The organism is Pseudomonas fragi (assembly GCF_002269505.1).
Classification (GTDB): Bacteria; Pseudomonadota; Gammaproteobacteria; order Pseudomonadales; family Pseudomonadaceae; genus Aquipseudomonas; species Aquipseudomonas fragi_D.
Genome location: NZ_NQKQ01000016.1, coordinates 1 through 25,961 on the forward strand (window position 1 = coordinate 1; position 25,961 = coordinate 25,961).

The 25,961-nt window shown below is 55.6% G+C and carries 27 protein-coding genes; 7 read left to right on the forward strand and 20 right to left on the reverse strand.

What is annotated here, in order from left to right; genetic code table 11:
- The coding region (locus CJU81_RS14810) for a MipA/OmpV family protein (RefSeq protein ID WP_141232609.1) at nucleotides 1-348 on the forward strand (348 nt) is incomplete at its 5' end.
- Nucleotides 349-394: 46 nt separating this feature from the next.
- Here CJU81_RS14810 and CJU81_RS14815 read toward each other — a convergent pair.
- From CJU81_RS14815 to CJU81_RS14865, 11 genes are all read right to left on the reverse strand, one after another.
- On the reverse strand, nucleotides 395-721 hold the full coding sequence (locus CJU81_RS14815; RefSeq protein ID WP_169844883.1) for a GlpM family protein: 327 nt from the start codon (nucleotides 719-721) through the stop codon (nucleotides 395-397).
- Nucleotides 722-729: 8 nt separating this feature from the next.
- Complete coding sequence (locus CJU81_RS14820; RefSeq protein WP_095037258.1) at nucleotides 730-2,055, reverse strand: sigma-54-dependent transcriptional regulator; 1,326 nt, start codon at nucleotides 2,053-2,055, stop codon at nucleotides 730-732.
- Nucleotides 2,052-3,956 (reverse strand): sensor histidine kinase, encoded by a 1,905-nt coding sequence (locus CJU81_RS14825; RefSeq protein WP_095037259.1) that lies wholly within the window; start codon nucleotides 3,954-3,956, stop codon nucleotides 2,052-2,054. The genes CJU81_RS14820 and CJU81_RS14825 overlap by 4 nt, the downstream gene beginning before the upstream one ends.
- A gap of 159 nt (nucleotides 3,957-4,115) precedes the next feature.
- Nucleotides 4,116-4,850, reverse strand: coding sequence for an amino acid ABC transporter ATP-binding protein (locus CJU81_RS14830; protein ID WP_016779681.1), 735 nt, complete (start codon nucleotides 4,848-4,850; stop codon nucleotides 4,116-4,118).
- On the reverse strand, nucleotides 4,847-5,521 hold the full coding sequence (locus tag CJU81_RS14835) for an amino acid ABC transporter permease (protein ID WP_095037260.1): 675 nt from the start codon (nucleotides 5,519-5,521) through the stop codon (nucleotides 4,847-4,849). The genes CJU81_RS14830 and CJU81_RS14835 overlap by 4 nt, the downstream gene beginning before the upstream one ends.
- Nucleotides 5,521-6,267 carry an amino acid ABC transporter permease gene (locus tag CJU81_RS14840; RefSeq protein WP_016779683.1) on the reverse strand — a complete coding sequence of 249 codons (747 nt, stop codon included), beginning with the start codon at nucleotides 6,265-6,267 and terminating at the stop codon, nucleotides 5,521-5,523. The genes CJU81_RS14835 and CJU81_RS14840 overlap by 1 nt, the downstream gene beginning before the upstream one ends.
- Nucleotides 6,268-6,472: 205 nt before the next feature.
- Nucleotides 6,473-7,402, reverse strand: coding sequence for a glutamate/aspartate ABC transporter substrate-binding protein (locus tag CJU81_RS14845; RefSeq protein ID WP_095029182.1), 930 nt, complete (start codon nucleotides 7,400-7,402; stop codon nucleotides 6,473-6,475).
- Between the two features lie 325 nt (nucleotides 7,403-7,727).
- On the reverse strand, nucleotides 7,728-9,266 hold the full coding sequence (glpD, locus tag CJU81_RS14850) for a glycerol-3-phosphate dehydrogenase (protein WP_095037261.1): 1,539 nt from the start codon (nucleotides 9,264-9,266) through the stop codon (nucleotides 7,728-7,730).
- Between the two features lie 161 nt (nucleotides 9,267-9,427).
- On the reverse strand, nucleotides 9,428-10,183 hold the full coding sequence (locus CJU81_RS14855; RefSeq protein ID WP_095037262.1) for a DeoR family transcriptional regulator: 756 nt from the start codon (nucleotides 10,181-10,183) through the stop codon (nucleotides 9,428-9,430).
- 125 nt (nucleotides 10,184-10,308) lie between these two features.
- Nucleotides 10,309-11,814, reverse strand: a complete 1,506-nt coding sequence (gene glpK, locus CJU81_RS14860; protein WP_095037263.1) for a glycerol kinase GlpK — start codon at nucleotides 11,812-11,814, stop codon at nucleotides 10,309-10,311.
- Between the two features lie 89 nt (nucleotides 11,815-11,903).
- Nucleotides 11,904-12,755, reverse strand: coding sequence for an MIP/aquaporin family protein (locus CJU81_RS14865; RefSeq protein WP_095029179.1), 852 nt, complete (start codon nucleotides 12,753-12,755; stop codon nucleotides 11,904-11,906).
- Nucleotides 12,756-13,124: 369 nt separating this feature from the next.
- On the opposite strand from CJU81_RS14865, the gene ybaK reads away from it, so the two are divergent.
- Nucleotides 13,125-13,595 (forward strand): Cys-tRNA(Pro) deacylase, encoded by a 471-nt coding sequence (gene ybaK / locus CJU81_RS14870; RefSeq protein WP_095029178.1) that lies wholly within the window; start codon nucleotides 13,125-13,127, stop codon nucleotides 13,593-13,595.
- A gap of 15 nt (nucleotides 13,596-13,610) precedes the next feature.
- On the opposite strand, the gene CJU81_RS14875 is transcribed toward ybaK, so the two are convergent.
- Nucleotides 13,611-14,720 (reverse strand): ABC transporter ATP-binding protein, encoded by a 1,110-nt coding sequence (locus CJU81_RS14875; RefSeq protein ID WP_095037264.1) that lies wholly within the window; start codon nucleotides 14,718-14,720, stop codon nucleotides 13,611-13,613.
- Nucleotides 14,717-15,637, reverse strand: a complete 921-nt coding sequence (argF, locus tag CJU81_RS14880) for an ornithine carbamoyltransferase (RefSeq protein WP_095037265.1) — start codon at nucleotides 15,635-15,637, stop codon at nucleotides 14,717-14,719. Before argF ends, CJU81_RS14875 begins: the two co-directional genes overlap by 4 nt.
- A 509-nt stretch (nucleotides 15,638-16,146) precedes the next feature.
- On the opposite strand from argF, the gene grxD reads away from it, so the two are divergent.
- On the forward strand, nucleotides 16,147-16,488 hold the full coding sequence (grxD, locus tag CJU81_RS14885) for a Grx4 family monothiol glutaredoxin (RefSeq protein ID WP_016779691.1): 342 nt from the start codon (nucleotides 16,147-16,149) through the stop codon (nucleotides 16,486-16,488).
- A 91-nt stretch (nucleotides 16,489-16,579) separates the two neighbouring features.
- On the opposite strand, the gene bfr is transcribed toward grxD, so the two are convergent.
- Both bfr and CJU81_RS14895 read right to left on the reverse strand, forming a co-directional pair.
- The gene (gene bfr, locus CJU81_RS14890; RefSeq protein WP_016779692.1) at nucleotides 16,580-17,050 is read right to left on the reverse strand and encodes a bacterioferritin; all 471 of its coding nucleotides are present in this window, start codon (nucleotides 17,048-17,050) and stop codon (nucleotides 16,580-16,582) included.
- Nucleotides 17,051-17,247: 197 nt separating this feature from the next.
- On the reverse strand, nucleotides 17,248-17,466 hold the full coding sequence (locus tag CJU81_RS14895; RefSeq protein ID WP_016779693.1) for a bacterioferritin-associated ferredoxin: 219 nt from the start codon (nucleotides 17,464-17,466) through the stop codon (nucleotides 17,248-17,250).
- A gap of 283 nt (nucleotides 17,467-17,749) precedes the next feature.
- Here CJU81_RS14895 and CJU81_RS14900 point away from each other — a divergent pair, with 283 nt between their 5' ends.
- Complete coding sequence (locus CJU81_RS14900; RefSeq protein WP_095037266.1) at nucleotides 17,750-18,352, forward strand: peroxiredoxin; 603 nt, start codon at nucleotides 17,750-17,752, stop codon at nucleotides 18,350-18,352.
- A gap of 76 nt (nucleotides 18,353-18,428) precedes the next feature.
- Here the strand turns inward: CJU81_RS14900 and rnt are convergent, their stop codons facing one another.
- Nucleotides 18,429-19,103: a ribonuclease T gene (gene rnt, locus CJU81_RS14905; protein ID WP_095037267.1), complete on the reverse strand. Its 675-nt coding sequence runs from the start codon at nucleotides 19,101-19,103 to the stop codon at nucleotides 18,429-18,431.
- Nucleotides 19,100-20,146, reverse strand: coding sequence for a dihydroorotase (gene pyrC, locus CJU81_RS14910; RefSeq protein WP_095037268.1), 1,047 nt, complete (start codon nucleotides 20,144-20,146; stop codon nucleotides 19,100-19,102). The genes rnt and pyrC overlap by 4 nt, the downstream gene beginning before the upstream one ends.
- Before the next feature lie 156 nt (nucleotides 20,147-20,302).
- On the opposite strand from pyrC, the gene CJU81_RS14915 reads away from it, so the two are divergent.
- On the forward strand, nucleotides 20,303-21,208 hold the full coding sequence (locus CJU81_RS14915; RefSeq protein ID WP_095037269.1) for a flagellar protein MotY: 906 nt from the start codon (nucleotides 20,303-20,305) through the stop codon (nucleotides 21,206-21,208).
- Between the two features lie 127 nt (nucleotides 21,209-21,335).
- Nucleotides 21,336-22,553, forward strand: a complete 1,218-nt coding sequence (locus CJU81_RS14920) for an argininosuccinate synthase (protein WP_095037270.1) — start codon at nucleotides 21,336-21,338, stop codon at nucleotides 22,551-22,553.
- 341 nt (nucleotides 22,554-22,894) lie between these two features.
- Here the strand turns inward: CJU81_RS14920 and CJU81_RS23835 are convergent, their stop codons facing one another.
- Entirely contained in the window at nucleotides 22,895-23,296 is a 402-nt protein-coding gene (locus CJU81_RS23835; protein WP_141232610.1) for a hypothetical protein, read from the reverse strand.
- Nucleotides 23,297-24,273: 977 nt separating this feature from the next.
- On the opposite strand from CJU81_RS23835, the gene CJU81_RS14925 reads away from it, so the two are divergent.
- Nucleotides 24,274-24,900 (forward strand): response regulator transcription factor, encoded by a 627-nt coding sequence (locus tag CJU81_RS14925; protein ID WP_095037271.1) that lies wholly within the window; start codon nucleotides 24,274-24,276, stop codon nucleotides 24,898-24,900.
- 85 nt (nucleotides 24,901-24,985) lie between these two features.
- On the opposite strand, the gene CJU81_RS14930 is transcribed toward CJU81_RS14925, so the two are convergent.
- A complete protein-coding gene (locus CJU81_RS14930; protein WP_095037272.1) occupies nucleotides 24,986-25,168 on the reverse strand; it encodes a PA3496 family putative envelope integrity protein in 183 nt (60 codons plus the stop codon).
- 106 nt (nucleotides 25,169-25,274) lie between these two features.
- Complete coding sequence (nth, locus tag CJU81_RS14935) at nucleotides 25,275-25,913, reverse strand: endonuclease III (RefSeq protein WP_095037273.1); 639 nt, start codon at nucleotides 25,911-25,913, stop codon at nucleotides 25,275-25,277.
- Between the last annotated feature and the right edge of the window lie 48 nt (nucleotides 25,914-25,961).

The following is a 25,961-nucleotide window of genomic DNA, read 5'->3' on the forward strand; positions in this document are numbered from 1 at the left end:
GTATTGGGGCAGGTGGGCGGGGAGTTGGGTTACCCATTGGGGCTGGGCATTGTCGGCAGCAGCCAGTTGGCAGCGCACTTTGCGGATGGGCGTCAGATGTCGACATTCTTTGCTGTAAGTGACAGTGAGGCGCAAGCATCAGGTATTTCAGCCTACAAGGCGGGCGGTGGCTTTCAGCGTTTGACCCTGACCCAGAACGTAGAAATCCCGTTGGCGCCACACTGGTCATGGGTGGCCAGCGCCGGCTTTACCCATCTGCTGGGTTCGGCGGCGCAAAGCAGCATTGTCAAAGAGATCGGGCAGGTGAATCAGGGGGCAGTGCAGACGGCAGTGAGTTACAAGTTCTAAAGCCCCCTCTCCCTTGGGGAGAGGGGCTTTTGATTGTGTGCAAAAATCAGTGCAAGCGCACCCACACACTGACCAGTACCGTCGCGGCCATCAGCCAGGCCACCGCAGCCAGCGCCAATGACGCTTCAAGGCGCATGCGGTCGACCAGCACATACAGCGCGGCAAGGTAAACAAAGTACGGAATGATCGACCACATGCCGAACACAATGGTGGTTTTCAGGTCGTCCACCGAGCGACCTTTGCCGACGATGTAGTGGGCAATCAGGGCAAAGGTCGGAAACAGCGGCACAAGGCCTGCGATGTAGTAGTTTTTGGTCTTGGCCAGCATTGCCAGAATGATCACCACTCCAGCACCCAGCGCTGCTTTTAAGATCAGATCCATCAGTGCGCGAGCCCGTATTTTTTGACTTTGTCGAAGAGGGTGGTCTTGGCCATGCCCAGTTCCTGGCTGGCCTGGGTCAGGTTGCCGCCGCTGCGCTGCAGGGCGTCGTTGAGCAGGTTGCGCTCGAAGGCTTCAACCGCTTCGGAAAACCCCAGCCCCTGGGCCACGTTGCTGCCCGGTTTCTTGAATGCAGGCAGGCCCAGGGCAAAGCGTTCGGCCACGTTGCGCAGTTCACGCACGTTACCCGGCCAGTCGTGGCCCATCAGGCTGGAGACAGTCTGGTTGTCCAGTTCAGGGGCGGCGCGGTCGAAACGCAGGGACGATTGCTGCAGGAAATATTCGAACAGTTGCAGAATATCTTCGCGGCGTTCGCGCAAGGGAGGCAGCTCAAGTGTGACCACGTTCAGGCGGTAATACAGGTCGCTGCGAAACTGGCTGGCCTTGCTCAGTTGGTCGAGGTCGGACTTGGTGGCCGCAATCACCCGGCAGTCAACGTCGATGCTCTGGTTGGAGCCCAGGCGCTCCAGGGTGCGTTCCTGCAATACCCGCAGCAGTTTGATCTGCAGGTTGAGGGGCATGCTTTCGACTTCGTCGAGAAACAGCGTACCCCCATGGGCATGTTCGATCTTGCCGATACGACGTTTGCCGGCACCGGTGAAGGCGTTGGCTTCATGGCCAAAAATCTCGCTTTCAAACAGGTTTTCCGGCAGGCCGCCGCAGTTCAGGGCCACAAACTGCTGGGGCTGACGGCGGCTGAAGTCGTGCAGGCAACGGGCGACCAGTTCCTTGCCGGTACCGGTTTCGCCTTCAATCAATACGTTGGCCGATGTATCGGCGACGTTGGCGATCAATTCGCGTAATTGCTGCATGGCTGGCGATCGGCCGATGATGCGTCCTTCGAGGGAATCCCGTTCGGCCAGTTGACGGCGCAGCGACCAGACTTCGCGGGCCAGGCTGCGTTGCTCCAGCGCGCGGCGCGCCACGTCCACCAGGCGCTCGGGAGAGAACGGTTTTTCCATGAAGTCATAAGCGCCATCACGCATGGCCCCAACGGCCATGGAAATGTCGCCGTGCCCGGTAATCAATACCACCGGCAGGGTGCGGTCGCGGGCCTTGAGCTGCTTGAGCAGCTCAAGACCGTCCATCCCCGGCAGGCGAATGTCACTGATAACGATGCCGGGGAAGTTATCGCCCACCAGTGCCAAAGCCTGTTCGGCACTGCCGACGCCTTCGCTGCGAATATCTTCGAGTGCCAGCGCCTGCTGGCAGCCGAGCAGAACATGGGGATCGTCTTCAACAATCAGGACGGTCAGGTCGTTATTCATATCGGCTCGGCCTTGGCGGGTTGCACCAGCGGTAAAAGAAGGACAAATGCGACACCACCAATGACCGGGAACTCGACGCTGAGGCTGCCGCCGGCAGCAGCAGCCAGGCTGGCCGACAAGGTCAGGCCAAGGCCAAGACCCTGTTCGCCGGGTTTGGTAGTGAAGAACGGTTCGAAAAGATGTTTGCGTGCTTGCGGCTCGATGCCGGGGCCGTTATCGCGCACGCGCAGGCGGTATTTGGTGTCGTTGAGTTCCCCCGCCAGCCACAGTTGCGGCGCTGATGCCTGGCCCTGCATGGCGTCCAGCGCATTGCCAATCAGGTTGACCAGGATCTGCTCAAGTCGGGTCTGATCAATTTTAAGCTGCACATCAGTGAAGTCACGATGCAGTTGTACCCCCGACTCTTCCAGGCGGCTGGCAAGCAGTTGCAAGGCCGCGTCAACGGCCTTGCCCAGGCTGGCCTGGCCTTGGTCATCACCACGGCGGGCAAATGAGCGCAGGTTGGCGGTGATACGCCCCATGCGGTCGACCAGATTGTTGATGGTGCCGAGGTTGTCTGCGGCAACCTTGAGATCGCCCCGTTCAAGAAAGCGTACGGTATTGCCCGACAGCGTGCGCAATGCTGCCAGCGGCTGGTTCAGCTCATGGGCAATGCTGGTGGACATTTGCCCGATGGCGGCCAGTTTACCTGCCTGCACCAGTTCGTCCTGGGCGCGGCGCAGCGTGTCTTCAGCCTGGCGCCGTTCGCGAATCTGGCCCTTGAGCCGTTCGTTGCTGGCGCGCAGGTGAGTGGTGCGTTCGGTGATCTTGCGTTCCAGCTGGTTGTTGGCCTCTTGCAGGGCTTCGCGTGCGGCCAGGCGGGTGGCGATCACTTTGCGCCGTTCGTTCCAGGCAATCAGCAAAAAGGCCAGCAGGGCAAAGGCCACCGCCACCAGCGTTCCCTGATTCGCCGCTTCACGGCGCAGGTCCTGCAGGGGGGTAAGCAGGGTGATGTCCCAGGGGGTGTCGTTGAGCCTGCGGGTTTGCGCCAGGTAGCTGACGTCCTGGTGGTCGGTAGCCACTTCGCTGCTGCTGGCGAAGGTGACTTTTTCGACACCTTCGGCCAGGTTTTCCCGCTCCAGTGGCTCCAGCTCGTTAAGTGGCCACCAGTAATACTGCAGGCTGCGGGCCAGGCGCTCCTTGGTGTCGGCGCTGAGCGGACGGATTGACTTGAGCCGCCGGGTCGGGTCGCTGGACAGAATGATGATGCCGTTCTCGTCACTGACGTAGGCTTCGAGGCGGGCGCGTTGCCAGCGCTCTTCAAGGGCTTCAAGGCGTACCTTGATCACGGCCACGCCAATGATCTTGCCCTGCTCTTCAAGGCCGTGGGCCAGGTAGTAGCCGGGTTCGCCCGAGGTACTGCCTATGCCATAGAAACGTCCGGGCTGGCCGCGTACGGCGTCCTGGAAGTAAGCACGAAATGACAGGTCTTCACCCAGGTAGCTGTCGGTATCACGCCAGTTGCTGGTGGCCATTACACGGCCGGTGGTGTCGAGCACATAGATGGCCCGGCTGCGGCTGCGGCGGTTGAGGCCTTCGAGGTATTGATTGACGGTGACCCGGTTCTGCACGGTCGGGTCGGCCAGCAAGCGCGAGACGCTGGATTCAAGTTCCAGCAGGCTGGGCAGGTAGGTGTATTTACCCAGTTCACTCTCAACGGTGCGGGCATGCAGTTCCAGCTGGCGTTCGCCGGTTTCACTCAAGGTGCGAATACCGAAGTGTTCACTGATGCGATAGCCTGCGTAGCCCAGCCCGATCGTCAGCAGGATGATCAGCAGCGGCAGCAGGAAATGACGGAGCAGGCGAGGTTTCACGGCAAGTGAGGGCGGAGCACCGCGATAAAGAGTGGGGTCGCATTTCATCACAGATGCCTTGGGTCAACCACTGTGCCAAGTGGTATTGCGAAACCTGTAGTCGCTGCCGAAGGCTGCGAAGAATACCCTGTGGTATCCAGAAAACGGGGGCTGTGGCCCCCTTCGCAGCCTTCGGCAGCGACTACAGGTATTTGGTTTGCACCAAATTTAGTGCTGCAGGATCTTGGCGAGGAAGTGCTGGGCGCGCTCGGAGCGGGCCGATACATCACCGAAGAACTCTTCTTTCTCACAGTCTTCGACGATTTTGCCCTGGTCCATAAAGATCACCCGGTTGGCCACCTTGCGGGCAAAACCCATTTCGTGGGTCACACACATCATGGTCATGCCTTCGTTGGCCAACTGCACCATGACGTCGAGCACTTCGTTGACCATTTCCGGGTCGAGTGCCGAGGTCGGTTCGTCAAACAGCATGACGATCGGGTCCATGGCGAGGGCGCGGGCAATCGCTACACGCTGCTGCTGACCACCGGAAAGCTGGCCAGGATGCTTGTGCGCGTGTGCCGACAGGCCGACGCGTTCCAGCAGCTCAAGGCCTTTTTTGGTGGCTTCGGCCTTGCTGCGCCCCAGAACCTTGACCTGGGCAATGGTCAGGTTTTCGGTGATGGTCATGTGCGGGAACAGTTCGAAGTGCTGGAACACCATGCCTACGCGTGAACGCAGTTTTGGCAGGTTGGTCTTCGGGTCGGCAATGGACGTGCCGTCAACCACGATGTCACCTTTCTGGAACGGTTCAAGGGCGTTGACGCACTTGATCAGGGTCGATTTGCCCGAGCCGGACGGCCCGCAGACTACAACCACTTCGCCTTTTTTGACTTCGGTACTGCAATCGGTCAGTACCTGGAAGTCCCCGTACCACTTGTTGATGTTCTTGATCGAGATCATACGGCAAACCTTTTTTGCAGACGCTTGACCAGCAGCGAGGCGGAAAAGCTGATGATGAAATACACCAGACCGGCGAAGATCAGGAACTCATTGGAGCGGCCGATGATGTCGCCACTGGAACGCGAAGCATTGAGGAAATCCACCAGACCAACCGTGTATACCAGCGAGGTATCCTGGAACAGGATAATGCTCTGTTGCAGCAGCAACGGGGTCATTTTGCGGAAGGCCTGGGGCAGGATAATAAGGCGCATGGCCTGGCCGTAACTCATGCCCAGTGCCTTGGCAGCACCCATCTGGCCCTTGGGAATGGCCTGTACGCCAGCTCGAACGATTTCGCAGAAGTAAGCCGCTTCGAACATGACGAAGGCTACCATGCATGACTCGAAGGCACCGATCGGGGTGTCCTTGCCGGTGATCCAGCGCAGCACGAACGGTACGGCCAGGTAGAACCAGGTAATCACCAGCAGCAGCGGGATGGAGCGGAAGTAGTTGACGTAAGCGCCGGCCAGATTGGCCATCCACTTGCTCGACGACAAACGCATCAGGGCCAGCACTGTGCCCAGGGCTACACCACCGACTACGCCCATGACCATCAGCTTGAGGGTCATGATCATGCCGTTCCACAGGCCAGGCAGGGCAGGAACAATACCGCTGAAATCGAAGAAGTCCATTATTTGCCCCCCAGAGACATAAGGCCGGGTACGGCTACTTTTTTCTCGATCAGGCGCATCAGCAACATCAGGCTCATGTTCAAGGTGAAGTAGATCAGTGTGGCCAGGGTGAAGGCTTCAAACAGGTTGGCGGAAAACTCGGCGGTCTGCTTGGTTTGTGCCAGCAGCTCCATCAAACCGATCAGCGAGGCCACGGACGAGTTCTTGAACACGTTGAGGAACTCGGAGGTGAGCGGTGGAATGATGATCCGGTAGGCCTGTGGCAGTAGCACGTTCCAGTAGATCTGCGCCATGCTGAACCCCATGGCGCGGGCCGCAGCCTCCTGGCCGCGTGGCAGGGCTTCGATACCGGTACGTACCTGCTCGCAAACCCGCGCAGCGGTGAACAGGCCCAGGCACACGACAACGCTCAGGTAGGCCGAGGTCGTTGGGTTTAGATCCTGTTTGTACCATTCCTGCAGGTTGGGCGGCAGCAGATCGGGCACCAGGAAGTACCAGATAAACAGTTGCACCAGCAGCGGAACGTTACGGAAGATTTCTACGTAAACCGTGGCAATGCCTGCGATAAAACGGTTCGGCAGGGTGCGCATGACGCCCAGCAGCGAACCCAGAATCAACGCGACAATCCAGGCGACAACAGCGATAGCGATGGTCCAGCCCAAGCCGGAAATAAACCAGTCGAGATACGTCTCGCTGCCTACGCCGGTGGACTTGAAGAACACGCTCCAGTCCCAGTTGTAATTCATGCAGGGTCTCCCCTCAGGTGGGTCTATAAACAAGCACTTGCTTCAGGGAATCCGTTCTCACCCGACAGGGTCGCCGGGCACACAAAACCCGCTCGATAACCAGCGGTTCGAGTGCTCTCTAATGCAATAAGAAGCTTAGTCCAAAGGTGGTCGACAACCCTCCCGGGCGTGATGGCTCACGCCCGGGAGTATCAAAGGCCAGAAATCAGGATTTCTTTTCTTCTGCCGGCTTGTCGTCTGCTGCCTTGTCGGTCGGGTTGGCAATCAGCGCCTTGAGCTCTTCGCTCATCGGGAACATCAGGTTCAGGCCTTTTGGAGGAATAGGCGATTCGAACCAGGTTTTGTAGGTGTCGTTGATCTTGCCCGACTTGTAGTAGGCAACGATGGCGTCATCCACGGCTTTTTTGAAGTCCGGGTCGCCCTTGCGCAGCATGCAGCCGTAGATTTCGTAGGACTGTGGAGTGCCGGTCACGGCCCAGTCGGTTGGCTTCTTGGCCTTGGCCATTTCACCGGCCAGCAGGGCATCGTCCATCATGAACGCGACAGCACGGCCCGACTCCAGCATGTTGAAGGCTTCGCCGTGGTCTTTTGCAGAGATCACGTTCATGCCCATCTGCTTGTCGGCGTTCATCGCCTTGAGGATACGCTCGGAGGTTGTGCCGGCGGTGGTCACGACGTTTTTGCCTTTCAGGTCAGCGAAGTCCTTGTAAGGCGAGTCCTTTTTGGACAGCAGGCGTGTGCCGATCTCGAAGATACCGACCGAGAAGTCAACCTGTTGCTGGCGTTCAACGTTGTTGGTGGTGGAGCCGCATTCAACGTCAACGGTACCGTTTTGCACCAGCGGGATGCGGGTCTGGGAGGTGACCAGGTTGTACTTGATTTTCAGGTCCGGCATGTCGAGCTGTTTTTTCAGCCCTTCAACGATTGCCAGCTGTACGTCGTGGGAGTAGCCAACCGGTTTGCCGGAAGCGTCCGCGATGTAGGAGAACGGAATGGAGGAGTCACGATGCCCAAGGGTGATGGTGCCGGATTCTTTGATTTTCTTCAGTGTGCCGGTCAATTCGGCTGCAAAAACTGGAGTGCTAATCAGAGCTGCAGCAATTGCTGCGCCCAAAAGTTGCGGAACGATGCGCATCGATGTTTCCTCGACATTGTTTTTTTTATTGAGCCCGTTTGTGGGCCCTTTTGTACTTCGAACGTCTCAACAGGCTAAACGCTCTGTTTAAGCATTCGGCTGAGAGTGTAGAGCATGAGTCGTGCCAGACCTGTAAATTAAGCATAAGCATCTGATTTTTAACGAATTAATAATAAATTCCAAGGCTTTGGAAACGGGCTTGGGCCGGAAAGCCGAATCATTGAGGGTAAGTGCGTTCGGGAAACCGAATGAAAGGCGGTATAGACGGGGGGATAATGAAAGCCTGCAGGAGCGGGTTTGCTCCCGCAGGTCATGTAAACGCGGACTAAGCGGCTTGAACCTTGCGGTGTTTCAGGTCAAGAGTGGCCATGTATTGACTCAGATGGGCCTGCTCTTCTGCTGTGGTAAACAGTCCTAGCTTGGTGCGGCGCCAGAGGATGTCCTGTGCATCCAGCGCCCATTCCTGGCTGCACAGGTAATCGACTTCACGGCTGTAAAGGCCGCTGCCGATGTGCTCGCCCAGATCGCTCAGGCCTTGCGCACCCTTCAGCAAGCTCCAGGAGCGGTTGCCGTAGGTGATTGCCCAGCGTCTGGCAATCGCGGCATCCAGCCAGCTGTATTGACTGACAAGGGCCTCGCTCAGGGCTTTTGGCGTGGTCATGTCTTCGCCGCCCGGCAGTGTAGCGCTGGCGGTCCAGCTTGGTTTGATCTGGGTGAAGTACGGCGTCAGCTGGGCCATGGCCGACTCTGCCAGCTTGCGGTAAGTGGTCAGCTTGCCACCAAACACCGACAGCAGCGGGGCTTCGCCCGGTGCGCCAGACAATGCCAGGGTGTAGTCGCGGGTCACGGCCGAAGGGTTGTCGGATTCATCATTGCACAGCGGACGCACGCCGGAATAAGTGCGCAGAATGTCGCTGCGGCTCACTTGCTGCTTGAAGTGGGCATTGACCACATTGAGCAGGTAGTCGGTTTCTTCTTCGGTAATGCTGACCTTGGCCGGATCGCCGGTGTACTCGCGGTCGGTAGTGCCGATGATGGTGAACTGATCCATATACGGAATGGTAAACACGATCCGCTGGTCTTCGTTTTGCAGGATAAAGGCATTGGGCGCGTCATACAGTTTCGGCACGATCAAGTGGCTGCCCTGGATCAGGCGGATACCGTAAGGCGAATCCAGCTTCAGGTCGTCCTTGATGAATTTGGCAACCCAAGGGCCGGCGGCATTGACCAGGGCTTTGCTGCGAATCGAAAACAGGCTGCCATCAGCGCGTTCCATATTCAATTCCCACAGCCCTTTGTTACGACGCGCACCGACGCAGCGCGTCTGGGTGTGAACATGGGCGCCTTTTTCACGCGCAGCCATCGCATTGAGCACCACCAGGCGGGCGTCATCGACCCAGCAGTCGGAGTATTCAAAGCCTTTGGTGATTTCAGCTTTCAGCGGGCTGTTGGCACCGAACTTGAGGCTGGTGGAGCCTGCAAGTTTTTCGCGCTTGCCCAGGTGGTCGTAGAGAAACAGGCCGGCACGGATCATCCACGCCGGGCGCAGGTGCGGGCGGTGCGGCAATACAAAGCGCATCGGTTTAACGATATGCGGGGCTTTGGCCAGCAGGACTTCGCGTTCGGCCAGTGCTTCGCGCACCAGGCGGAACTCGTAATGTTCGAGGTAGCGCAGGCCGCCGTGGATCAGCTTGCTGCTGGCGGAAGAGGTGTGGCTGGCGAGGTCGTCCTTTTCGCAAAGGAACACGGACAGGCCGCGACCGGCAGCGTCTGCCGCAATCCCGACGCCATTGATGCCGCCGCCAATAACGGCAACGTCGTAAACCTCAGCGAGGGGAGTGGCAGGCAAGGTGGTCAGGGGCATGTGTTGGCCTCGCGTTCTTTACGCATATTTGAATGTGAACATTAATGTTCATTTTCGAAAATATTAGCGGATAAAGACGAACACAGCCAGCACCCTTCGATTGAAAAAACTCATCGAAGGGGGTTAAAAGGAAGAATTTCGAACATTTTGCTACTGAAAGGTTACACCACTTCCAGGCGTATCTTGTTCTGGGCCAGCAGTTGTACCAGCTCCGGTACGGGCGGCTGGTCAGTGACCAGACAATCGATCAGGGTGATCGGGCCAAGACGGACCATCGCATTACGGCCGAACTTGCTGGAGTCCGCTGCCAGGATAGTTTGTCGGGCATTGGCGATAATCGCCTGGGAAACCCGTACTTCCTGGTAGTCAAAGTCCAGCAGGCTGCCGTCTGAATCGATACCGCTGATACCTACCAACGCGAAGTCAAACTTGAACTGGTTGATAAAGTCGACGCTGGCCTGGCCCACGATACCGCCATCGCGGCGTACATTGCCGCCGGCGATCAGTACTTCGAAATCATCTTTTGCGCTAAGGATTGACGCAACATGCAGGTTGTTGGTGATGATTTTGAGGTGGTGATGGTTGAGCAGCGCCCGGGCAATCGACTCGGTGGTGGTGCCGATATTGATGAAGATCGAGGCGTGGTCAGGAATCTGGGCGGCGATGGCTTCGCCGATGCGGCGTTTTTCATCGCGCATCTGGTCGGCGCGCATGGCGTAAGCAGTGTTTTCAACGCTGGAGTCATAGGCGGCTCCACCGTGGTAACGGCGTAACAGATCGGCTTCTGCCAGTTGGTTGATGTCACGGCGAATGGTCTGCGGTGTGACGACGAACAACTGAGCCATTTCCTCGATGCTGACATAACCGCGTTCGCGGACGAGTTCGAGGATCTGCTGTTGGCGTGGAGGCAGATTCATGGAGTTTCCTTTGGGCGGCGACGCAAATTCATCCATGATGCCGCAGGAAAGCGCAGCCTGCTACTCGCAGGTGCCGTAAGCAACTGCGCGCGCCAGAGGCGCGCGCAGTTGTTATTGTCACGTGCTTAGTTGTTTTCTTCGTGGGGTTCCCAGTCGCGGGTACGGCTCACGGCTTTTTTCCAGCCGGCATACAGCTTCTCTTTGCTGGCCTCGTCGAGTGCAGGTTCGAATTCGCGCTCGACTACCGCCTTACCGCGCAATTCATCCAGGCTGCCCCAGAAACCGCAAGCCAGACCGGCCAGGTATGCAGCACCCAGAGCAGTGGTTTCGCGCATTTGCGGGCGTTCAACCTGAGTGCCGAGGATGTCGGCCTGAAATTGCATCAGGAAGTTGTTGGCTACGGCGCCACCGTCTACGCGCAGGGCTTTGAGGCGTTCACCGGAGTCCTGTTGCATGGCGTCCAGTACGTCGCGGGTCTGGTAGGCAATCGACTCGAGCGCTGCACGAATAATGTGATCTACGCGTACGCCGCGAGTCAGGCCGAACAGCGCACCACGGGCATACGGGTCCCAGTAAGGGGCTCCGAGACCGGTGAAGGCAGGCACCAGATACACGCCGTTACTGTCTTTGACTTTATTGGCGAAGTATTCGGTGTCGTGGGCGTCATTGATGATCTTCAGTTCGTCACGCAGCCATTGCACGGTGGAGCCACCGTTGAATACGGCGCCTTCCAGGGCGTAGGCAACTTCGCCACGTGGACCGCAGGCGATGGTGGTCAGCATGCCGTGGGTCGATTTGACGGCATTGGCGCCGGTGTTCATCAGCAGGAAGCAGCCAGTGCCGTAGGTATTTTTGGCCTGGCCTGGCTCTACGCACATCTGGCCAAACAGTGCGGCTTGCTGGTCGCCGGCAATACCGCCAATGGCAATACCGCTTTTGGTGCGGCCGTAGATTTCGGAAGAGGATTTCACTTCCGGCAGCATTTCGCGCGGAATATCCAGCACCTCGAGCATCTTGGCATCCCACTCTAGGGTGTGGATGTTGAAGAGCATGGTGCGCGAGGCGTTGGTGTAGTCGGTAACGTGGGTTTTGCCGCCGGTAAATTTCCAGATCAGCCAGCTGTCGACGGTGCCGAACAGCAATTCGCCCTTACGTGCACGTTCGCGGCTGCCTTCGACGTTGTCGAGGATCCACTTCAGTTTTGTGCCGGAGAAGTACGGGTCGGTCACCAGGCCAGTGGTGTCGCTGATGTATTGCTCGTGGCCATCACGCTTGAGCTGTTCGCAAATTTCGGTGCTGCGGCGGCATTGCCAGACGATGGCGTTGTAGATCGGGCGACCGCTTTCCTTGTCCCAGACCACTGTGGTTTCACGCTGGTTGGTAATACCGATGGCGGCAACCTGGTCGTGATGCAGGCCGGCTTGCGCCAGGGCTTCGACCATTACCGCGCTCTGGGTGGCAAAAATCTCCATCGGGTCGTGCTCGACCCAGCCCGGCTGCGGGTAATGCTGTTGGAACTCGCGTTGTGCGGTACACACCACGTTGGCGTCACGATCAAAGATGATCGCTCGCGAACTGGTGGTGCCTTGGTCCAGCGCAATGATGTAGTTCTTATTCTGAGTGTCGGTCATGTGAAAGTGCCTTGCAGAATGAGGGAGGTTGCGGGCGCGAGACAGGTAACGGGCAGTAGGTCTCGTGCGCCCCGTTTCATAAGTCGGTATCAGGATGCCTGGGTTTTTGCAGGTGCAGCGGCTTGGGTATCCGCATCGGGTGCAGCTACGTCAGGCAAATGGCGGGCAATCATCCCGCGATAAATGGCTGCGCCCAGGCAGGCTCCTACGATCGGTGCAAAAATAGGTATCAGGAAATACGGAATATCACGCCCGCCGGTGAACGAAACTTGACCCCAGCCAGCGAAGAAAGTCATCAGCTTGGGCCCGAAATCACGCGCAGGGTTCATGGCAAAACCGGTCAACGGCCCCATCGAGCTGCCAATCACGGCGATCAGCAAACCGATCAGCAAAGGGGCCAGTGCGCCACGGGGCAAGCCGTTCTTGTCGTCGGTCAGGGCCATGATCACGCCCATGAGGATAGCGGTAATCACTACTTCGACGAGGAAGGCCTGCAGGGTTGTCAGCGAAGGATGCGGGTAGGTAGAAAATACCGACGCCAATTCCAGGCTTTCCTGACTGCCGCGAACCATTTGGTGGGCTTGTTCGTAATCGAAGAACAGGTTGCTGTAGAGCGTGTAAACCAACGCCGCTGCGCAGAAGGCTCCCGCGACCTGGGCAAGGATATAGAAAGGCAGTTTACGTTTTTCGAAGTCGGTGAACAGGCACAGCGCGATGCTGACTGCCGGGTTCAGGTGCGCGCCGGAAACGCCCGCCGTCAGATAAATCGCCATGCTGACGCCAATGCCCCAAATGATGCTAATTTCCCATAAGCCAAAACTTGCGCCCGCGACCTTGAGAGCCGCAACGCAACCGGTACCGAAGAAAATTAGAAGTGCGGTGCCGAGAAACTCGGCCAGGCACTGGCCTGAAAGTGTAGGGTGCTGCGATGCAGTCGACATGTAAAACCTCGTTATTGTTGTTTTTTGACGTCGTCAATCAGGGTGGCAGTGCGTCTTGGCCAGGACCGGGAGTTGCGCTTTAGCGTTTTATGCGGTCAGGCAAAGTCGTATGAGTATATTCAGATTCGAAAAAATATAGACAAGAAACACTGCTGTCAAAGGTCGAAAGTGAACGGGTATTCACATTCTGACTATAGAAGCGTGGTTTGGTATTGGTTTTTCTGTAAGAAAACACTACAAATTGGTAGGTGTGCTTGTAACGATTCAGCTAAAAACACCGCGCAAAGCCCCGTAGCTGCGCCTTTTAGCCGGTTAATAGCCTAAAATCGGGCATCGGTTTACCTACACTCATTCAGGACTGGAGCTGACATGACGCCTGCACTTGATCTGCTGAAAAAAGTTCGCGCCGAACATCGGGTACATAGCTATGAACATGACCCCAAGGCGGCTTCGTATGGCCTTGAGGCTGCAGAGAAGCTCGGGCTGGAGCCTGCACAAGTGTTCAAGACGTTATTGGCCAGCAGTGAAAAGGGCGAGTTGCTGGTGGCTGTTGTACCGGTCGTCGGAAGTCTTGATTTGAAAGCGCTGGCCCACGCTGCCGGGGTCAAGAAAGTCGAAATGGCTGACCCTGCAGCTGCTCAGCGATCAACCGGGTATCTGCTGGGCGGGATCAGCCCGCTAGGGCAAAAGAAGCGCCTGCGTACTTTTATTGATAAAAGTGCCGAGGGTTTTTCGACTATTTATGTCAGCGCCGGACGACGCGGGCTGGAGGTGGAACTGGCGCCTGCGGTGCTGGCAGAGCATACGCAGGCGAAGTTCGCAGAGGTAGGCAGAGCGTAAACGCTGCCACAGGTTTTAGTGCGCTGCGCTGAAACGCCTTACACCTGTTTCGGATTGGGGAATTTGTGCCGCGATACTGCCGCTGGTTTGAAACATCACCAGATGCTCGGCGGCAACGCGAATGCCCACTTGTGCGCCAGGCAAGTGGTCGGCATGGCTCGGGAAAATCGACTCCAACTGGCTGCCTGTAGGCAGTTGCAGGCGGTAAAGGGTCGATGCGCCGAGGAATGTCTTGCCGATGATCCGCGCCTTCAAATCGCTGTCCGGTGCGTAGACGATGTCGTCGGGGCGTAGCAATACATCCACTGCCCCGCCCGTTGGCCAGGTGTAGGCACGGTTGCCACGCAAGACACCCAGTTCAGTTTGTACCGACTCGGGTGTGAGCAACTGACCGCGGATGAAGTAGCCCTGACCGATAAAGCTCGCGACAAAGGGCGTCTGAGGCTCATGGTAGAGGTTGTAGGGCGTATCCCACTGCTCAAGGCGACCTTCCTTGAAAACGCCGACATGGTCGCTGACAGCAAAGGCTTCTTCCTGATCGTGCGTCACCAGAATGGCACTGGTGCCACGGGCTTTCAGAATGTCGCGCACTTCGTGGCTGAGCTTGCGGCGCAGTTCGCCATCCAGGTTGGAGAACGGCTCATCCAGCAACAGCAGTTGCGGCTCGGGCGCCAGGGCGCGGGCGAGGGCGACGCGTTGTTGCTGACCACCGGATAACTCGTGCGGGAAGCGCTTGCCGAGGTTTTTCAGATTGACCAGCTCAAGCAGCTCTTCGGTCACCCGTTCTTTGTTCGGGTGCTTGCGAATGCCGAAGGCAATGTTGTCAGCCACGCTCAGGTGCGGGAACAGAGCGTAGTCCTGAAACACCATACCAATACGACGTTTTTCTGGTGCCAAGGTGAAGCCGGCGCTGGAGATCACCTCGCCTGCCAGGCTGATTTCGCCCTGGTGTACGGGTTCAAAACCGGCAATAGCGCGCAATGTCGTGGTTTTGCCACAGCCCGACGAGCCCAGCAGACAGCCGATATCGCCGGCATTGAGATGCAGGTTGAGGTTCTGCACCACGCTCTGGCCCTGATAACCACAGGCCAGATCACGAAGGTTTAGCAGTAGCGGCTGACTCATGCGGGTTGGTACGCCGGTTGGACAAGGAATTCGAGCAGCGCTTTTTGCGCATGCAGGCGGTTTTCAGCTTGATCCCAAGCCACGGAGCGAGGGTCGTCCAGCAGATCGATGCTGATCTCTTCGCCGCGGTGAGCCGGCAGGCAATGCATGAACAGCACGTCATCGGCTGCCAGGTCGAGCAGGGCACGGTTGACTTGATACGGGGTAAACAGTTCGAGGCGCTTGGCGGTCTCTTCTTCCTGGCCCATTGATGTCCACACGTCGGTGCTGACCAGATGGGCGCCAATCACGGCATCACGCGGATCGCGCACGATGGTCACGCGATCACCTGCCAGGGCCACGAATTCGGGGTTGGGCTCATAGCCTTCGGGGCAGGCAACACGCAGGTTGAAGTCAAACTGGATGGCCGCTTCTATATAGCTGTTGCACATGTTGTTGCCGTCGCCGATCCAGGCAACGGTTTTGCCTTTGATCGATCCGCGGTGCTCAAGGAAGGTTTGCATGTCGGCCAGCAACTGGCATGGGTGCAGATCGTCCGACAGGCCATTGATAACCGGTACGCGGGAATTGGCCGCAAACTCGGTCAGGGTGCTGTGGGCGAAGGTACGGATCATGACGGCGTCGAGCATGCGCGACATGACGATGGCGCAATCGCCTATCGGCTCGCCACGACCCAGTTGAGTATCCCGAGGTGACAGAAAAATGGCCTGGCCACCCAGCTGGATCATTCCTGCTTCAAATGACAGGCGTGTGCGGGTCGATGACTTTTCGAAAATCATGCCCAGTACGCGACCTTTCAAGGGTTCGAACAAAACGCTGCGCTGGCGCAGGTCCTTTAGCTCGATGCCGCGACGAATCACGCTGACTAGCTCTTCGGGAGTGCAATCCATCAGGGAGAGAAAGTGCCTTGCGCTCATCATTAACTACCTTTTATTGCAACGATCGCAGATGCTCAAAGCCGGGGTTTTCGGAAAAACGGGCGAGACCTGCGGCGAAAGCCGCACGGGGCGACGAAATAGGGGAAGGCGCGATCTTATAAGGAAATGTCGCGTCTTGCCAATAAGGGTCATGTGTATCGAGGTGTGAGCGGGTTTGGCGCTGCATGAGTCGCATCAGGCGGTTAGCCTCACCTCAGCTGCTCATTTGTACACTGCCGTGGCGCTGCTTGGCAATTGCGAGGGGGCGGGGTTGTCGTATTTGTAGTCGCTGCCGAGGAACGCTGGCTACGATGATGTTGGCAGCATTCCAATCATAAGGCGGGGTTTAGCGGCTCGCAGCCTTCGTTCCCCGGCAGCGACTACAGACTCTGTGAAAGGGGCGGGGGCAGACTATTGTCTGTCGGGGAGACCGAGCGTCGCGCTCGGCTTTCCGTTACAATGCGCCACCGTGCCGACATCTGCGTCGGAAAGTTCAGCCGAGGTGCTCCATGGATATCATCGAAACTATTAAAGACCAGATTGCCAACAACACCATTCTGCTCTACATGAAAGGCTCCCCGAATGCCCCGCAGTGCGGCTTTTCGGCTAAAGCTGCTCAGGCAGTCATGGGCTGTGGCGAGAAGTTCGCTTACGTGGACATCCTCCAGAATCCTGAAATTCGTGCCAATTTGCCAAAGTACGCCAATTGGCCAACTTTCCCGCAACTGTGGGTTGGCGGCGAGCTGGTAGGCGGTAGCGACATCATGGCTGAAATGGCCGCTGATGGTTCTTTGCAGGCTTTGATCAAAGAAGCTGTCGAGAAAGCCGCTGCAAACAAGACTGAAGCTTAATATCAGTCGCGTCGTTACAGTTGTTATGTAACACGCATAAAAAAGCCCCGCCGCTGTGATAAACAGGGCGGGGCTTTTTAATGGGTATTAGTTACTCACCCATTTGCGATTGCAGGTAATTCTCAATACCCACTTTGTCGATCAGGCCCAACTGAGTTTCCAGCCAGTCGATATGTTCTTCTTCCGATTCAAGAATATCTTCGAGCATTTCGCGGCTGCCAAAGTCGCCAACAACTTCACAATGGGCAATGGCGGCCTTGAGGTCGGCGTGGCCGGTCTTCTCGATGCGCAGATCGCACTCGAGCATTTCTTTGGTGTGCTCGCCGATATGCAGCTTGCCCAGATCCTGCACGTTTGGCAGGCCTTCCAGGAACAGGATGCGCTTGATCAGCTTGTCCGCGTGTTTCATCTCGTCGATGGACTCGTGGTACTCATGCGCGCCCAACTTCTCCAGCCCCCAATCCTGATACATGCGTGCATGCAGGAAGTATTGGTTGATTGCCACCAGTTCGTTGCCGAGAATTTTGTTGAGGTGCTGAATAACTGAAATGTCGCCTTTCATGGCTGGGGCCTGCCTTAATTAACTGTATATAGGGCAGAGTTTGATCCGCACCTTGCAGACTGTCAAACCTAAGTATTTGAATAATAAATGAAAATTAATCGGAATAAGAATGTTTGTGTTCCGCGTCTTGGGGCTAAGCACTTGAATTTTGGGCATAAAAAACCGGACGCTATGTCCGGTTCTTTGGAATTCGTTAATCAGGCGACTGAAAATTCTGCCGGGAAACTCATAACAGCCTGGCTGGCTTGCAGCGAGGAGAGGGTTTCGCGAACTACTTGCTTGGCCAGGCAGGCACATTTGCCACATTGGCTTGCGACACCTGTAGCTTCGCGTACTTCGCGGTAGCTGCAGCAACCGTCGTAGATTGCGTCGCGAATTTTTCCATCAGTGACGCCAGTGCAAAGGCAAACGTACATAAATAAGAACCATCGCTGGTTGGGATTCAATGACTGGGATCTTAATGTTAACGAGAATGATTGTCAAAGTACCTTGAGTCTCAATTGAGGTTCTGCGCCGCCGTGCTGACGAACGGTCTTGCCGGCGCCGGGTTGCCCGGTACAAAAAGGGTTAAGGTCGCTCCCGACGAGCGGTGTATGATGTCCGGTCATTTTCACGCAAGAGCTGGCCACAAGGTAGTTGCCATCCAATGGCGGACCTGGCCGGGTCCTGTTCTTCACGCAGCACACCAGGAGATATCCAATGAGCGTACTCGTAGGCAAACAAGCCCCTGACTTCACCGTCGCCGCCGTACTTGGCAATGGCGAAATCGCTGACAGCTTCACGCTGTCCACCGCCATCAAAGGCAAATATGGCCTGGTGTTCTTCTACCCGCTGGACTTCACGTTCGTTTGCCCGTCCGAGCTGATCGCTCTGGATCACCGCATTCCTGACTTCCAGGCGCGTAACGTTGAAGTGGTTGCCGTGTCGATCGACTCCCATTTCACCCACAACGCATGGCGCAACACTCCGGTGAACAATGGCGGTATCGGCCAGGTGAAATACACCATGGCTGCCGACATCAACCACGCCATCTGCAAGGCCTATGACGTTGAAACCGAAGGCGGTGTTGCACTGCGCGGCGCGTTTCTGATCGACGACAAAGGCGTTGTACGCTCGCAGATCGTCAACGACCTGCCACTGGGTCGTAACATGGACGAGCTGCTGCGTCTGGTTGATGCTCTGCAATTCCACGAAGAGCACGGCGAAGTTTGCCCGGCCAACTGGAAAAAAGGCGACAAGGGCATGACTGCGTCGACTGCAGGCGTTGCTGCTTACCTGACCGAGAATGCTGACCAGCTGTAAGGGTCGCTTCTGGCATAAAAAAACCGGACCCAGTGTCCGGTTTTTTTATGCTGCGCTGTAGGCCTTTACGACAGAATCAGTCGTTGAAGTCTTTCCAGCCGCCCATTTGTTTCCAGCTGTTGACGATGCCACAGAACAACTCTGCAGTTTTCTCGGTGTCGTAACGTGCCGAATGTGCTTCGCGACCATCAAAGTCGATGTCAGCGGCCTGACAGGCTTTTGCCAGGACGGTCTGGCCGTAGGCCAGGCCAGCAAGGGTAGCAGTATCGAAGCTGGAAAACGGGTGGAACGGGTTGCGCTTCATGTCCAGGCGCGCGACAGCGGCATTCAGGAAGCCCAGGTCGAAGCTGCTGTTATGCCCCACCAGGATGGCGCGTTTGCAGCCATTGGCTTTCAGGGCCTTACGTACACCGCGGAAGATATCGGTCAGGGCTGTCTCTTCGCTGACGGCCATGCGCAGCGGGTGATCGAGCTTGATACCGGTAAATTCCAGCGCAGCAGCTTCGATATTGGCGCCTTCAAACGGCTCTACACGGTGGAAGTAGGTGTGTTCGGGGAACACGAAACCTCTTTCGTCCATGCCGATCGTGACGGCAGCAATTTCCAGCAAAGCATCGGTAGCGCTGTTGAAACCGCCGGTTTCAACGTCGATTACGACCGGCAGATAACCGCGAAAGCGCTCTGCCATCGGGTGGCGTGATCCGCCACCATGGCCGCCTTCGTGTTCGTCATCATAATGGTCGTCACTCACAGCTGTTCCTCCAGCAGGCGCCAGCGCAGTGTTTCACCGGCGCGCAGCGGAATTACGGTCAGCTCGCCGAAAGGCAGGCTGGTTGGGGCGGTCCACTCCTGGCGAACCAGGGTGATTTGTTCGGTGCTGGCGGGCAGACCGTAGAAGCGCGGGCCATTCAAGCTGGCAAAGGCTTCCAGTTTGTCCAGCGCGTTGCGCTGCTCAAAGGCCTCGGCGTACATCTCGATGGCAGCAAAGGCGGTATAGCAGCCGGCGCAACCGCAAGCTGCTTCCTTGGCGTGCTGGGCGTGAGGCGCCGAGTCAGTGCCCAGAAAGAACTTCGCGCTGCCACTGGTGGCCGCATCCAGCAGGGCTTCCTGATGGGTGTTGCGCTTGAGGATAGGCAGGCAGTAGAAGTGCGGACGAATGCCGCCAACCAGCATGTGATTGCGGTTGTACAGCAGGTGATGAGCCGTAATGGTTGCGCCGACGTTGGCCGAAGCCTCGTTGACGAACTGCACCGCCTCTGCGGTGGTGATGTGCTCAAACACCACTTTAAGGGTCGGAAAGCGCTCTACAACGCGGCGCATATGCTCGTCGATAAAGATTTTTTCGCGGTCAAAGACGTCAACGCCGGCGCGAGTGACTTCACCGTGGATCAGCAAAGGCATGCCAACTTCAGCCATGACTTCGAGGACCGGGAAGATCGCGTCGATGCTCGTCACGCCGGAGTCAGAATTGGTCGTTGCCCCGGCCGGATACAGCTTGGCAGCATGTACGAATCCGCTGGCCTTGGCCGTGCGAATGTCTTCTGGCTGTGTACGATCAGTGAGGTATAGCACCATCAGCGGCTCGAAACGGCTACCGGCCGGGCGAGCAGCCAGAATGCGCTGTCGATAAGCATCGGCCTCGGTAGCATTACGCACCGGAGGTACCAGGTTTGGCATGATTATGGCGCGGCCAAAAGTGCGCGCTACATCCGCGACAGTGTGAGGCAGCACGGCACCATCGCGAAGATGTATATGCCAGTCGTCGGGACGCAGCAGGGTCAGGCGGTCAGACATTGGGGATTCCAGGCGGGTCGAACTGAGGTGAATGCTACCGGAAAAGACTCTGTCAGGCACTCGCTATCAAGTTTTGTGATTGCTGACCGATATCTGGTGGACATGCCGTAAATCTGTGGCCTGTTTTTTTTGCAGTACAAGCCTGTGGAGCCTCCCGTGCGCCAGCGTTATTTCATTCTGCTCAGTATGTTTGCCAGCCTGCCAGCCATGGCCCTGACTTTTCAGACTCGGCTGGAGAATATCGAGTGGAAAGTGGAAGGCGACAAGTTCGAATGCCGACTGATTCAGCCCATCACCGATTTTGGTTCAGGGGCTTTTGTAAGGCGGGCAGGAGAGCAGGCGGTGTTCCGCCTCAATGCCTATAACTCGATGCTGGGTGAGGGCTCGGCAAAGCTGTTGGCTGCAGCTGCACCGTGGCAGCCGGGAAGGGGCGATATCGATCTGGGGTCGGTACGTATCGGCCGTGGTCAGGTACTGTTCAACAGCTCTCAGGCCCAAGCGGCCAATTTGTTTCGCGGCCTGATCGAGGGGCGCAGCCCATTGGTAAGGCATTACTCCCGTGAGGGTAATGTCTCGGAAGTACGCCTGTTGCCCGTCAGATTTCGTCAGGCTTACAGCGACTACGAGGCCTGTACTGCAAAGCTCTTACCGAAAAACTTTGAACAGATCAGACAAAGCCAGATCGGCTTCCCGGGTGGCGGTACCGAGCTGGATGCTGCAGCACGGATTAATCTGCAAGTCATGGTCGAGTACTTGAAGGCCGACCCTACGGTCAATCACGTCATTCTCGACGGCTATTCCGACAATCAGGGCAATCGTCTGACCAATCGTGAGCTGTCCCGGCGCCGGGCATTGGCGGTTATGGAGTACTTCAAGCAGAGCGGCCTGCAGGAGTCGCAGATCACGGTGCGTTTCCACGGTGAACAATACCCCTTGGCGGCGAATACCAGCCGGTCAAACCGTGCGAAAAATCGCCGGGTTAGCGTCCGCCTGGAGCGGCTCTCAGTGCCTGAAAAAACTGCGCCATCTTTAGGCGTCAGCAACTCTGCGGCCATTTCCTGAAACAACTGTCTCGTCGCGTCTTTGATATAAACTGTCGCTTTGTCGTCTTAAGCTGTCGCGCCTCTGTAAATTAATGGATATGGGCGGTAGACTGTTCGGCTTTTCGAACAACCCGTGGAGTGATGGCATGGCGGACGTAAACAAGGTCGTTCTGGCTTATTCGGGCGGCCTGGACACTTCGGTGATCCTGAAGTGGCTGCAGGATACTTATAACTGTGAAGTCGTAACCTTTACCGCTGACCTGGGTCAGGGTGAAGAGGTCGAGCCTGCACGTGCCAAGGCGCAAGCCATGGGCGTCAAGGAAATCTACATTGATGACCTGCGCGAAGAGTTCGTTCGAGACTTCGTTTTCCCGATGTTCCGCGCCAACACCGTTTACGAAGGCGAGTACCTGCTGGGTACTTCCATTGCCCGTCCGCTGATCGCCAAGCGCCTGATTGAAATCGCCAACGAAACAGGCGCAGATGCCATTTCCCACGGCGCAACGGGTAAAGGTAATGACCAGGTTCGTTTCGAACTGGGCGCCTATGCCTTGAAACCAGGGGTAAAGGTTATTGCTCCTTGGCGTGAATGGGACTTGCTCTCGCGTGAAAAGCTGATGGATTACGCTGAAAAGCATGCAATCCCGATCGAGCGTCACGGCAAGAAGAAATCCCCATACTCGATGGATGCCAACTTGCTGCACATCTCCTACGAAGGCGGTGTGCTGGAGGATACCTGGACCGAGCACGAAGAAGACATGTGGAAGTGGACCGTCTCTCCGGAGAACGCTCCTGACAAGCCGCAGTACCTGGAACTGACCTACCGTAACGGCGACATCGTTGCGCTGGACGGTGTTGAGATGACACCTGCGACTGTTCTGGCAACGTTGAACCGCATTGGTGGCGAACACGGCATCGGCCGCCTCGACATCGTTGAGAACCGTTATGTAGGCATGAAGTCCCGTGGTTGCTACGAAACCCCGGGCGGCACCATCATGCTGCGTGCTCACCGCGCCATTGAGTCTATTACTCTGGACCGTGAAGTCGCTCACTTGAAAGACGAGTTGATGCCAAAGTACGCCAGTCTGATCTACACCGGTTACTGGTGGAGCCCAGAGCGCATCATGCTGCAACAGATGATTGATGCTTCTCAGGCTCACGTTAACGGTGTTGTTCGCCTCAAACTGTACAAAGGTAATGTGATTGTTACTGGTCGCAAGTCTGACGATTCGTTGTTTGATGCCAACATTGCAACCTTTGAAGAGGATGGTGGTGCTTACAATCAGGCTGACGCTGCCGGCTTCATCAAGTTGAATGCATTGCGCATGCGTATTGCTGCAAATAAAGGTCGTCAGTTGTTCTGATAGAGCCCGCATGGTAAAGCCCCGGCCATTTGGCCGGGGCTTTTTTTTGCGTGGAATTCAGGCGCCAGTGGAGGGGCAGGGTGAGTTCAGTAGGGTCAGTCTGTGTGCGTCCGTGTTGTAGCTGATAATGGTTGTGTGGTCGATAATCGACCTATGCTTGAAATTGTCGATAGCCAGACGAAGAGCTTCCGGCGCAATAGTGGAGTGCTTGTTGGTGAGTAATAGCAGTAGGTTATGCTTATGGCTGTTGTTTTTGTATTTGCGTGTTGCTTTGTAATATGTATGCAGCACGTCTTCGGGAGTGCTTTTATTAGGGGGAGGCTGAGTGTAGATGGTTCAGGTTAATGAGATGAGGTTTTTAACTCTACGGCCAATACATGGCATTTGGCAATGAGAGTTGCATGGTCTCTTTCGGGGATTATAAACAACTGCGCGGAGGGACTTGTAGTTCCAAGCGAAATGGCGTGCTCCAGGCAAGGGGCCAGAGGACGAGAAATTCCTTTCTGAGTGTTTTCGGCTTTAGATAAATCTGCAGGTGTATAAGGTTTTTTTTTGTTGAAGTTTAAGGTCAGGAAAAACAGCGTGATTAAAAGTGAGGGGGAGATAATCAGGAGCCCTACATATATTTTTTGATGTTCACTGTCGATGTAGGGGAGAGATACTGCAGCAGAGGCTTCAGTCAGCATTGAGAAAACAGCAATAACTGTAAGTGGGCGGTTAATTTTTATAGTGTTTTTTATCATGTGAGTGCCTTTTTGCACCAGATGGAGTGATCAGGAAGAAGGCGCTTTTTTGGGGGGCATGGCAACAGTGAGAGACCTGTGCTGGTTCGATGCAAGTCGGGTAATTTAGGTGGTGCTTTGTTCGGAATTCAGTAACGTTTTTTTTTAAACTAGCCGTTTTTTAAGCCGCAAATGAATTACAGGAGATGGTGTCGTGCCTGTTGAGCGGAGTTTTCGAATTTTTTGGATAAGATTTTTTTGTAGGCGATCTGCCGTTGTTTGTGGCGGTTTTATAAGCCTCATTAAGTTTTCTGGTGGGGTTGCGTAAGTTTTTTCGCTAGGGCTGAGTAAGAAATAAATGTGAGGTGGTGAGTTGTAGGTCGATGAAGATATCTATCGTTTTTTTTGTTTTAATCTAGAGTGAGTTTGCTCGAACAGAAGACCTGGTTTTGTTTGGGGGGCATTTTTATGCGCTGGGTGTTTGCCTAATAATCTGTAGTCCTATTCTGTAAGTATGAAATTGTAATATTTCCCCTTGGAAAAATAGTAGATTTCAGTCTGGGTGATTGAGGTTTGTCACTGCGTTTTCTGTGGTTTTTAATGGGGTGCTGGAGTTTTTTGAGGGGCGTGGGAGGTGGGGCATGTAGTTGAATTGTTGGGCTGTTTGGGTGGATTTTTGAATATGCGTTTATATCTGATTTTTGGTTTTTTCTTGAATGGTACGAATTTGTTGGTCGTATGAAAGAGCTGCAATTTTATATTGGGTTTATATTTTAATTCTCAGTACTGTCTTGAATTCCGGTCTTCCCATGTCTGGCTGTCTGTGAAGAAAGTGTGGGAGGTTAGTTTCAATGGGTGATATCTGTAGGGTTAATCTCCAATATCTGTAGGAAATGTCTTTGGTTGTGGATGCTTGAGGGGGTGCTATGCCCAGTTTGTTACGACTAGGCTATGGTGCTGGTTCAGAAAATTCGAACAGCGATAAATTGGAATGGCCCATGAATAAAGTGCTGATCGTGGATGATCATCCCGTAATTCGTCTTGCTGTGCGTATGCTCATGGAACGACATGGCTACGAGGTTATTGCAGAGACGGATAATGGTGTGGATGCTTTGCAGCTTACGCGTGAATATGCGCCTGATATCGTAATCCTGGATATAGGAATTCCAAGGCTTGACGGGCTTGAAGTTATAGCGCGGTTGTCCGCACCGGCAGTGCCTATCAAGGTGCTGGTGTTGACTTCTCAAGCCCCGGGTCATTTTTCCATGCGTTGCATGCAAGCCGGTGCAGCCGGTTATGTGTGCAAGCAGCAGGACTTGACTGAACTGTTGAGTGCTATCAAGGCTGTGCTGTCTGGCTACAGCTATTTCCCGAATCAAGCCTTGCACTCAGTACGTTCAAGCTTGGGGAATGCCAGTGAAGCAGATATGGTCAATCGCCTCTCTGGGCGAGAAATGATGGTGTTGCAGCAGTTGGCACGTGGAAAGAGTAACAAGGAAATTGCGGATGGTATGTTTCTGAGCAATAAAACAGTGAGCACCTACAAAACGCGGCTTTTATTGAAGCTTAATGCGCGCTCACTTGTAGATTTGATAGAGCTGGCACAGCGTAATGGTCTGGTGTGAAGAGAGGGGCGTAAAAATGTGATGCACAAAGCCTCTTGAGCAAAAGCCTCCGGTACAGGAGGCTTTTGATGCCGTGCCTCAGGGATTACAGGTCATACCCATAATCTTCCAGCTCTTTTCTAAGCCGCTTTTCTTCCAGCAGTGCGTCAATCGTACGGCGTTTGGCCAAATTGGTTTTGGCGACCTCAACAACGGGTTCCACGACTTCGTCCGGATCGACGACTGCAAAATCTTCCTCTACTTCCAGTTCTTCTTTGCCAGTGCTCATTCAGTTCACTCCAGGCTAAGACAGTTAATGGCGCCCCTTATAGCGATAATAGCTGGTTGGGTAAAAAAGATTTTCTCAATCGATCACTCCAATAAACCTCTATCGGTCAATCATCAGAGGTTTTTTCTTTGAAATCGCACAGGTCTTCTATGCGACAGCTCCCGCACCGTGGCTTGCGCGCCTGGCACACATAGCGTCCATGCAGGATCAGCCAGTGATGGGCGTCCAGCAGGTAGGGTTTAGGAACGTACTTCATAAGGTTTTTTTCAACCTCCACCACGTTTTTGCCTGGTGCAATGCCGGTTCGGTTGCTGACCCTGAAAATATGGGTATCTACGGCCATGGTCAGTTTCCGGAACGCGGTATTGAGTACAACGTTTGCCGTTTTGCGACCTACCCCGGGGAGTGCTTCAAGCTCTTCTCGGGTCTGCGGAACCTGGCTGTCATGGCGTTCAATCAGCAAACGGCAAGTTTCAATGACATTCCTGGCCTTGCTGTTATACAGGCCGATGGTCTTGATGTACTGCGACAGCCCTTCTACTCCCAGAGCGTAGATGGCTTCTGGTGTATTGGCGACCGGAAACAGTTTGGCCATTGCCTTGTTGACGCTAACGTCAGTGGCCTGCGCCGAGAGGATCACGGCGATAAGCAATTCAAAAGGCGATGTGTAGGCCAGTTCAGTTTTAGGCTCAGGGTTGTCATCGTGAAACCGGCGAAATATTTCAAGGCGCTTTGCGGCGTTCATGGTTAAAAACGTTCCTGAGGAGCTGTCAATTAAACGGTGGGGCGCATA

What these genes read in the sequence shown, in the direction of transcription:
- argF (WP_095037265.1), bottom strand. Translation starts at nt 15,637, where the DNA reads ATGAGCGCAAGGCACTTTCTCTCCCTGATGGATTGCACTCCCGAAGAG.
- CJU81_RS14845 (WP_095029182.1), bottom strand. Translation starts at nt 7,402, where the DNA reads ATGCGCATCGTTCCGCAACTTTTGGGCGCAGCAATTGCTGCAGCTCTG.
- CJU81_RS14925 (WP_095037271.1), top strand. Translation starts at nt 24,274, where the DNA reads ATGAATAAAGTGCTGATCGTGGATGATCATCCCGTAATTCGTCTTGCT.
- bfr (WP_016779692.1), bottom strand. Translation starts at nt 17,050, where the DNA reads ATGAAAGGCGACATTTCAGTTATTCAGCACCTCAACAAAATTCTCGGC.
- CJU81_RS23835 (WP_141232610.1), bottom strand. Translation starts at nt 23,296, where the DNA reads ATGATAAAAAACACTATAAAAATTAACCGCCCACTTACAGTTATTGCT.
- CJU81_RS14865 (WP_095029179.1), bottom strand. Translation starts at nt 12,755, where the DNA reads ATGTCGACTGCATCGCAGCACCCTACACTTTCAGGCCAGTGCCTGGCC.
- nth (WP_095037273.1), bottom strand. Translation starts at nt 25,913, where the DNA reads ATGAACGCCGCAAAGCGCCTTGAAATATTTCGCCGGTTTCACGATGAC.
- glpK (WP_095037263.1), bottom strand. Translation starts at nt 11,814, where the DNA reads ATGACCGACACTCAGAATAAGAACTACATCATTGCGCTGGACCAAGGC.
- CJU81_RS14900 (WP_095037266.1), top strand. Translation starts at nt 17,750, where the DNA reads ATGAGCGTACTCGTAGGCAAACAAGCCCCTGACTTCACCGTCGCCGCC.
- grxD (WP_016779691.1), top strand. Translation starts at nt 16,147, where the DNA reads ATGGATATCATCGAAACTATTAAAGACCAGATTGCCAACAACACCATT.
- pyrC (WP_095037268.1), bottom strand. Translation starts at nt 20,146, where the DNA reads ATGTCTGACCGCCTGACCCTGCTGCGTCCCGACGACTGGCATATACAT.
- CJU81_RS14840 (WP_016779683.1), bottom strand. Translation starts at nt 6,267, where the DNA reads ATGAATTACAACTGGGACTGGAGCGTGTTCTTCAAGTCCACCGGCGTA.
- CJU81_RS14930 (WP_095037272.1), bottom strand. Translation starts at nt 25,168, where the DNA reads ATGAGCACTGGCAAAGAAGAACTGGAAGTAGAGGAAGATTTTGCAGTC.
- glpD (WP_095037261.1), bottom strand. Translation starts at nt 9,266, where the DNA reads ATGCCCCTGACCACCTTGCCTGCCACTCCCCTCGCTGAGGTTTACGAC.
- CJU81_RS14820 (WP_095037258.1), bottom strand. Translation starts at nt 2,055, where the DNA reads ATGAATAACGACCTGACCGTCCTGATTGTTGAAGACGATCCCCATGTT.
- CJU81_RS14895 (WP_016779693.1), bottom strand. Translation starts at nt 17,466, where the DNA reads ATGTACGTTTGCCTTTGCACTGGCGTCACTGATGGAAAAATTCGCGAC.
- CJU81_RS14825 (WP_095037259.1), bottom strand. Translation starts at nt 3,956, where the DNA reads ATGAAATGCGACCCCACTCTTTATCGCGGTGCTCCGCCCTCACTTGCC.
- CJU81_RS14875 (WP_095037264.1), bottom strand. Translation starts at nt 14,720, where the DNA reads ATGAGTCAGCCGCTACTGCTAAACCTTCGTGATCTGGCCTGTGGTTAT.
- CJU81_RS14855 (WP_095037262.1), bottom strand. Translation starts at nt 10,183, where the DNA reads ATGAATCTGCCTCCACGCCAACAGCAGATCCTCGAACTCGTCCGCGAA.
- CJU81_RS14920 (WP_095037270.1), top strand. Translation starts at nt 21,336, where the DNA reads ATGGCGGACGTAAACAAGGTCGTTCTGGCTTATTCGGGCGGCCTGGAC.
- ybaK (WP_095029178.1), top strand. Translation starts at nt 13,125, where the DNA reads ATGACGCCTGCACTTGATCTGCTGAAAAAAGTTCGCGCCGAACATCGG.
- CJU81_RS14835 (WP_095037260.1), bottom strand. Translation starts at nt 5,521, where the DNA reads ATGGACTTCTTCGATTTCAGCGGTATTGTTCCTGCCCTGCCTGGCCTG.
- CJU81_RS14830 (WP_016779681.1), bottom strand. Translation starts at nt 4,850, where the DNA reads ATGATCTCGATCAAGAACATCAACAAGTGGTACGGGGACTTCCAGGTA.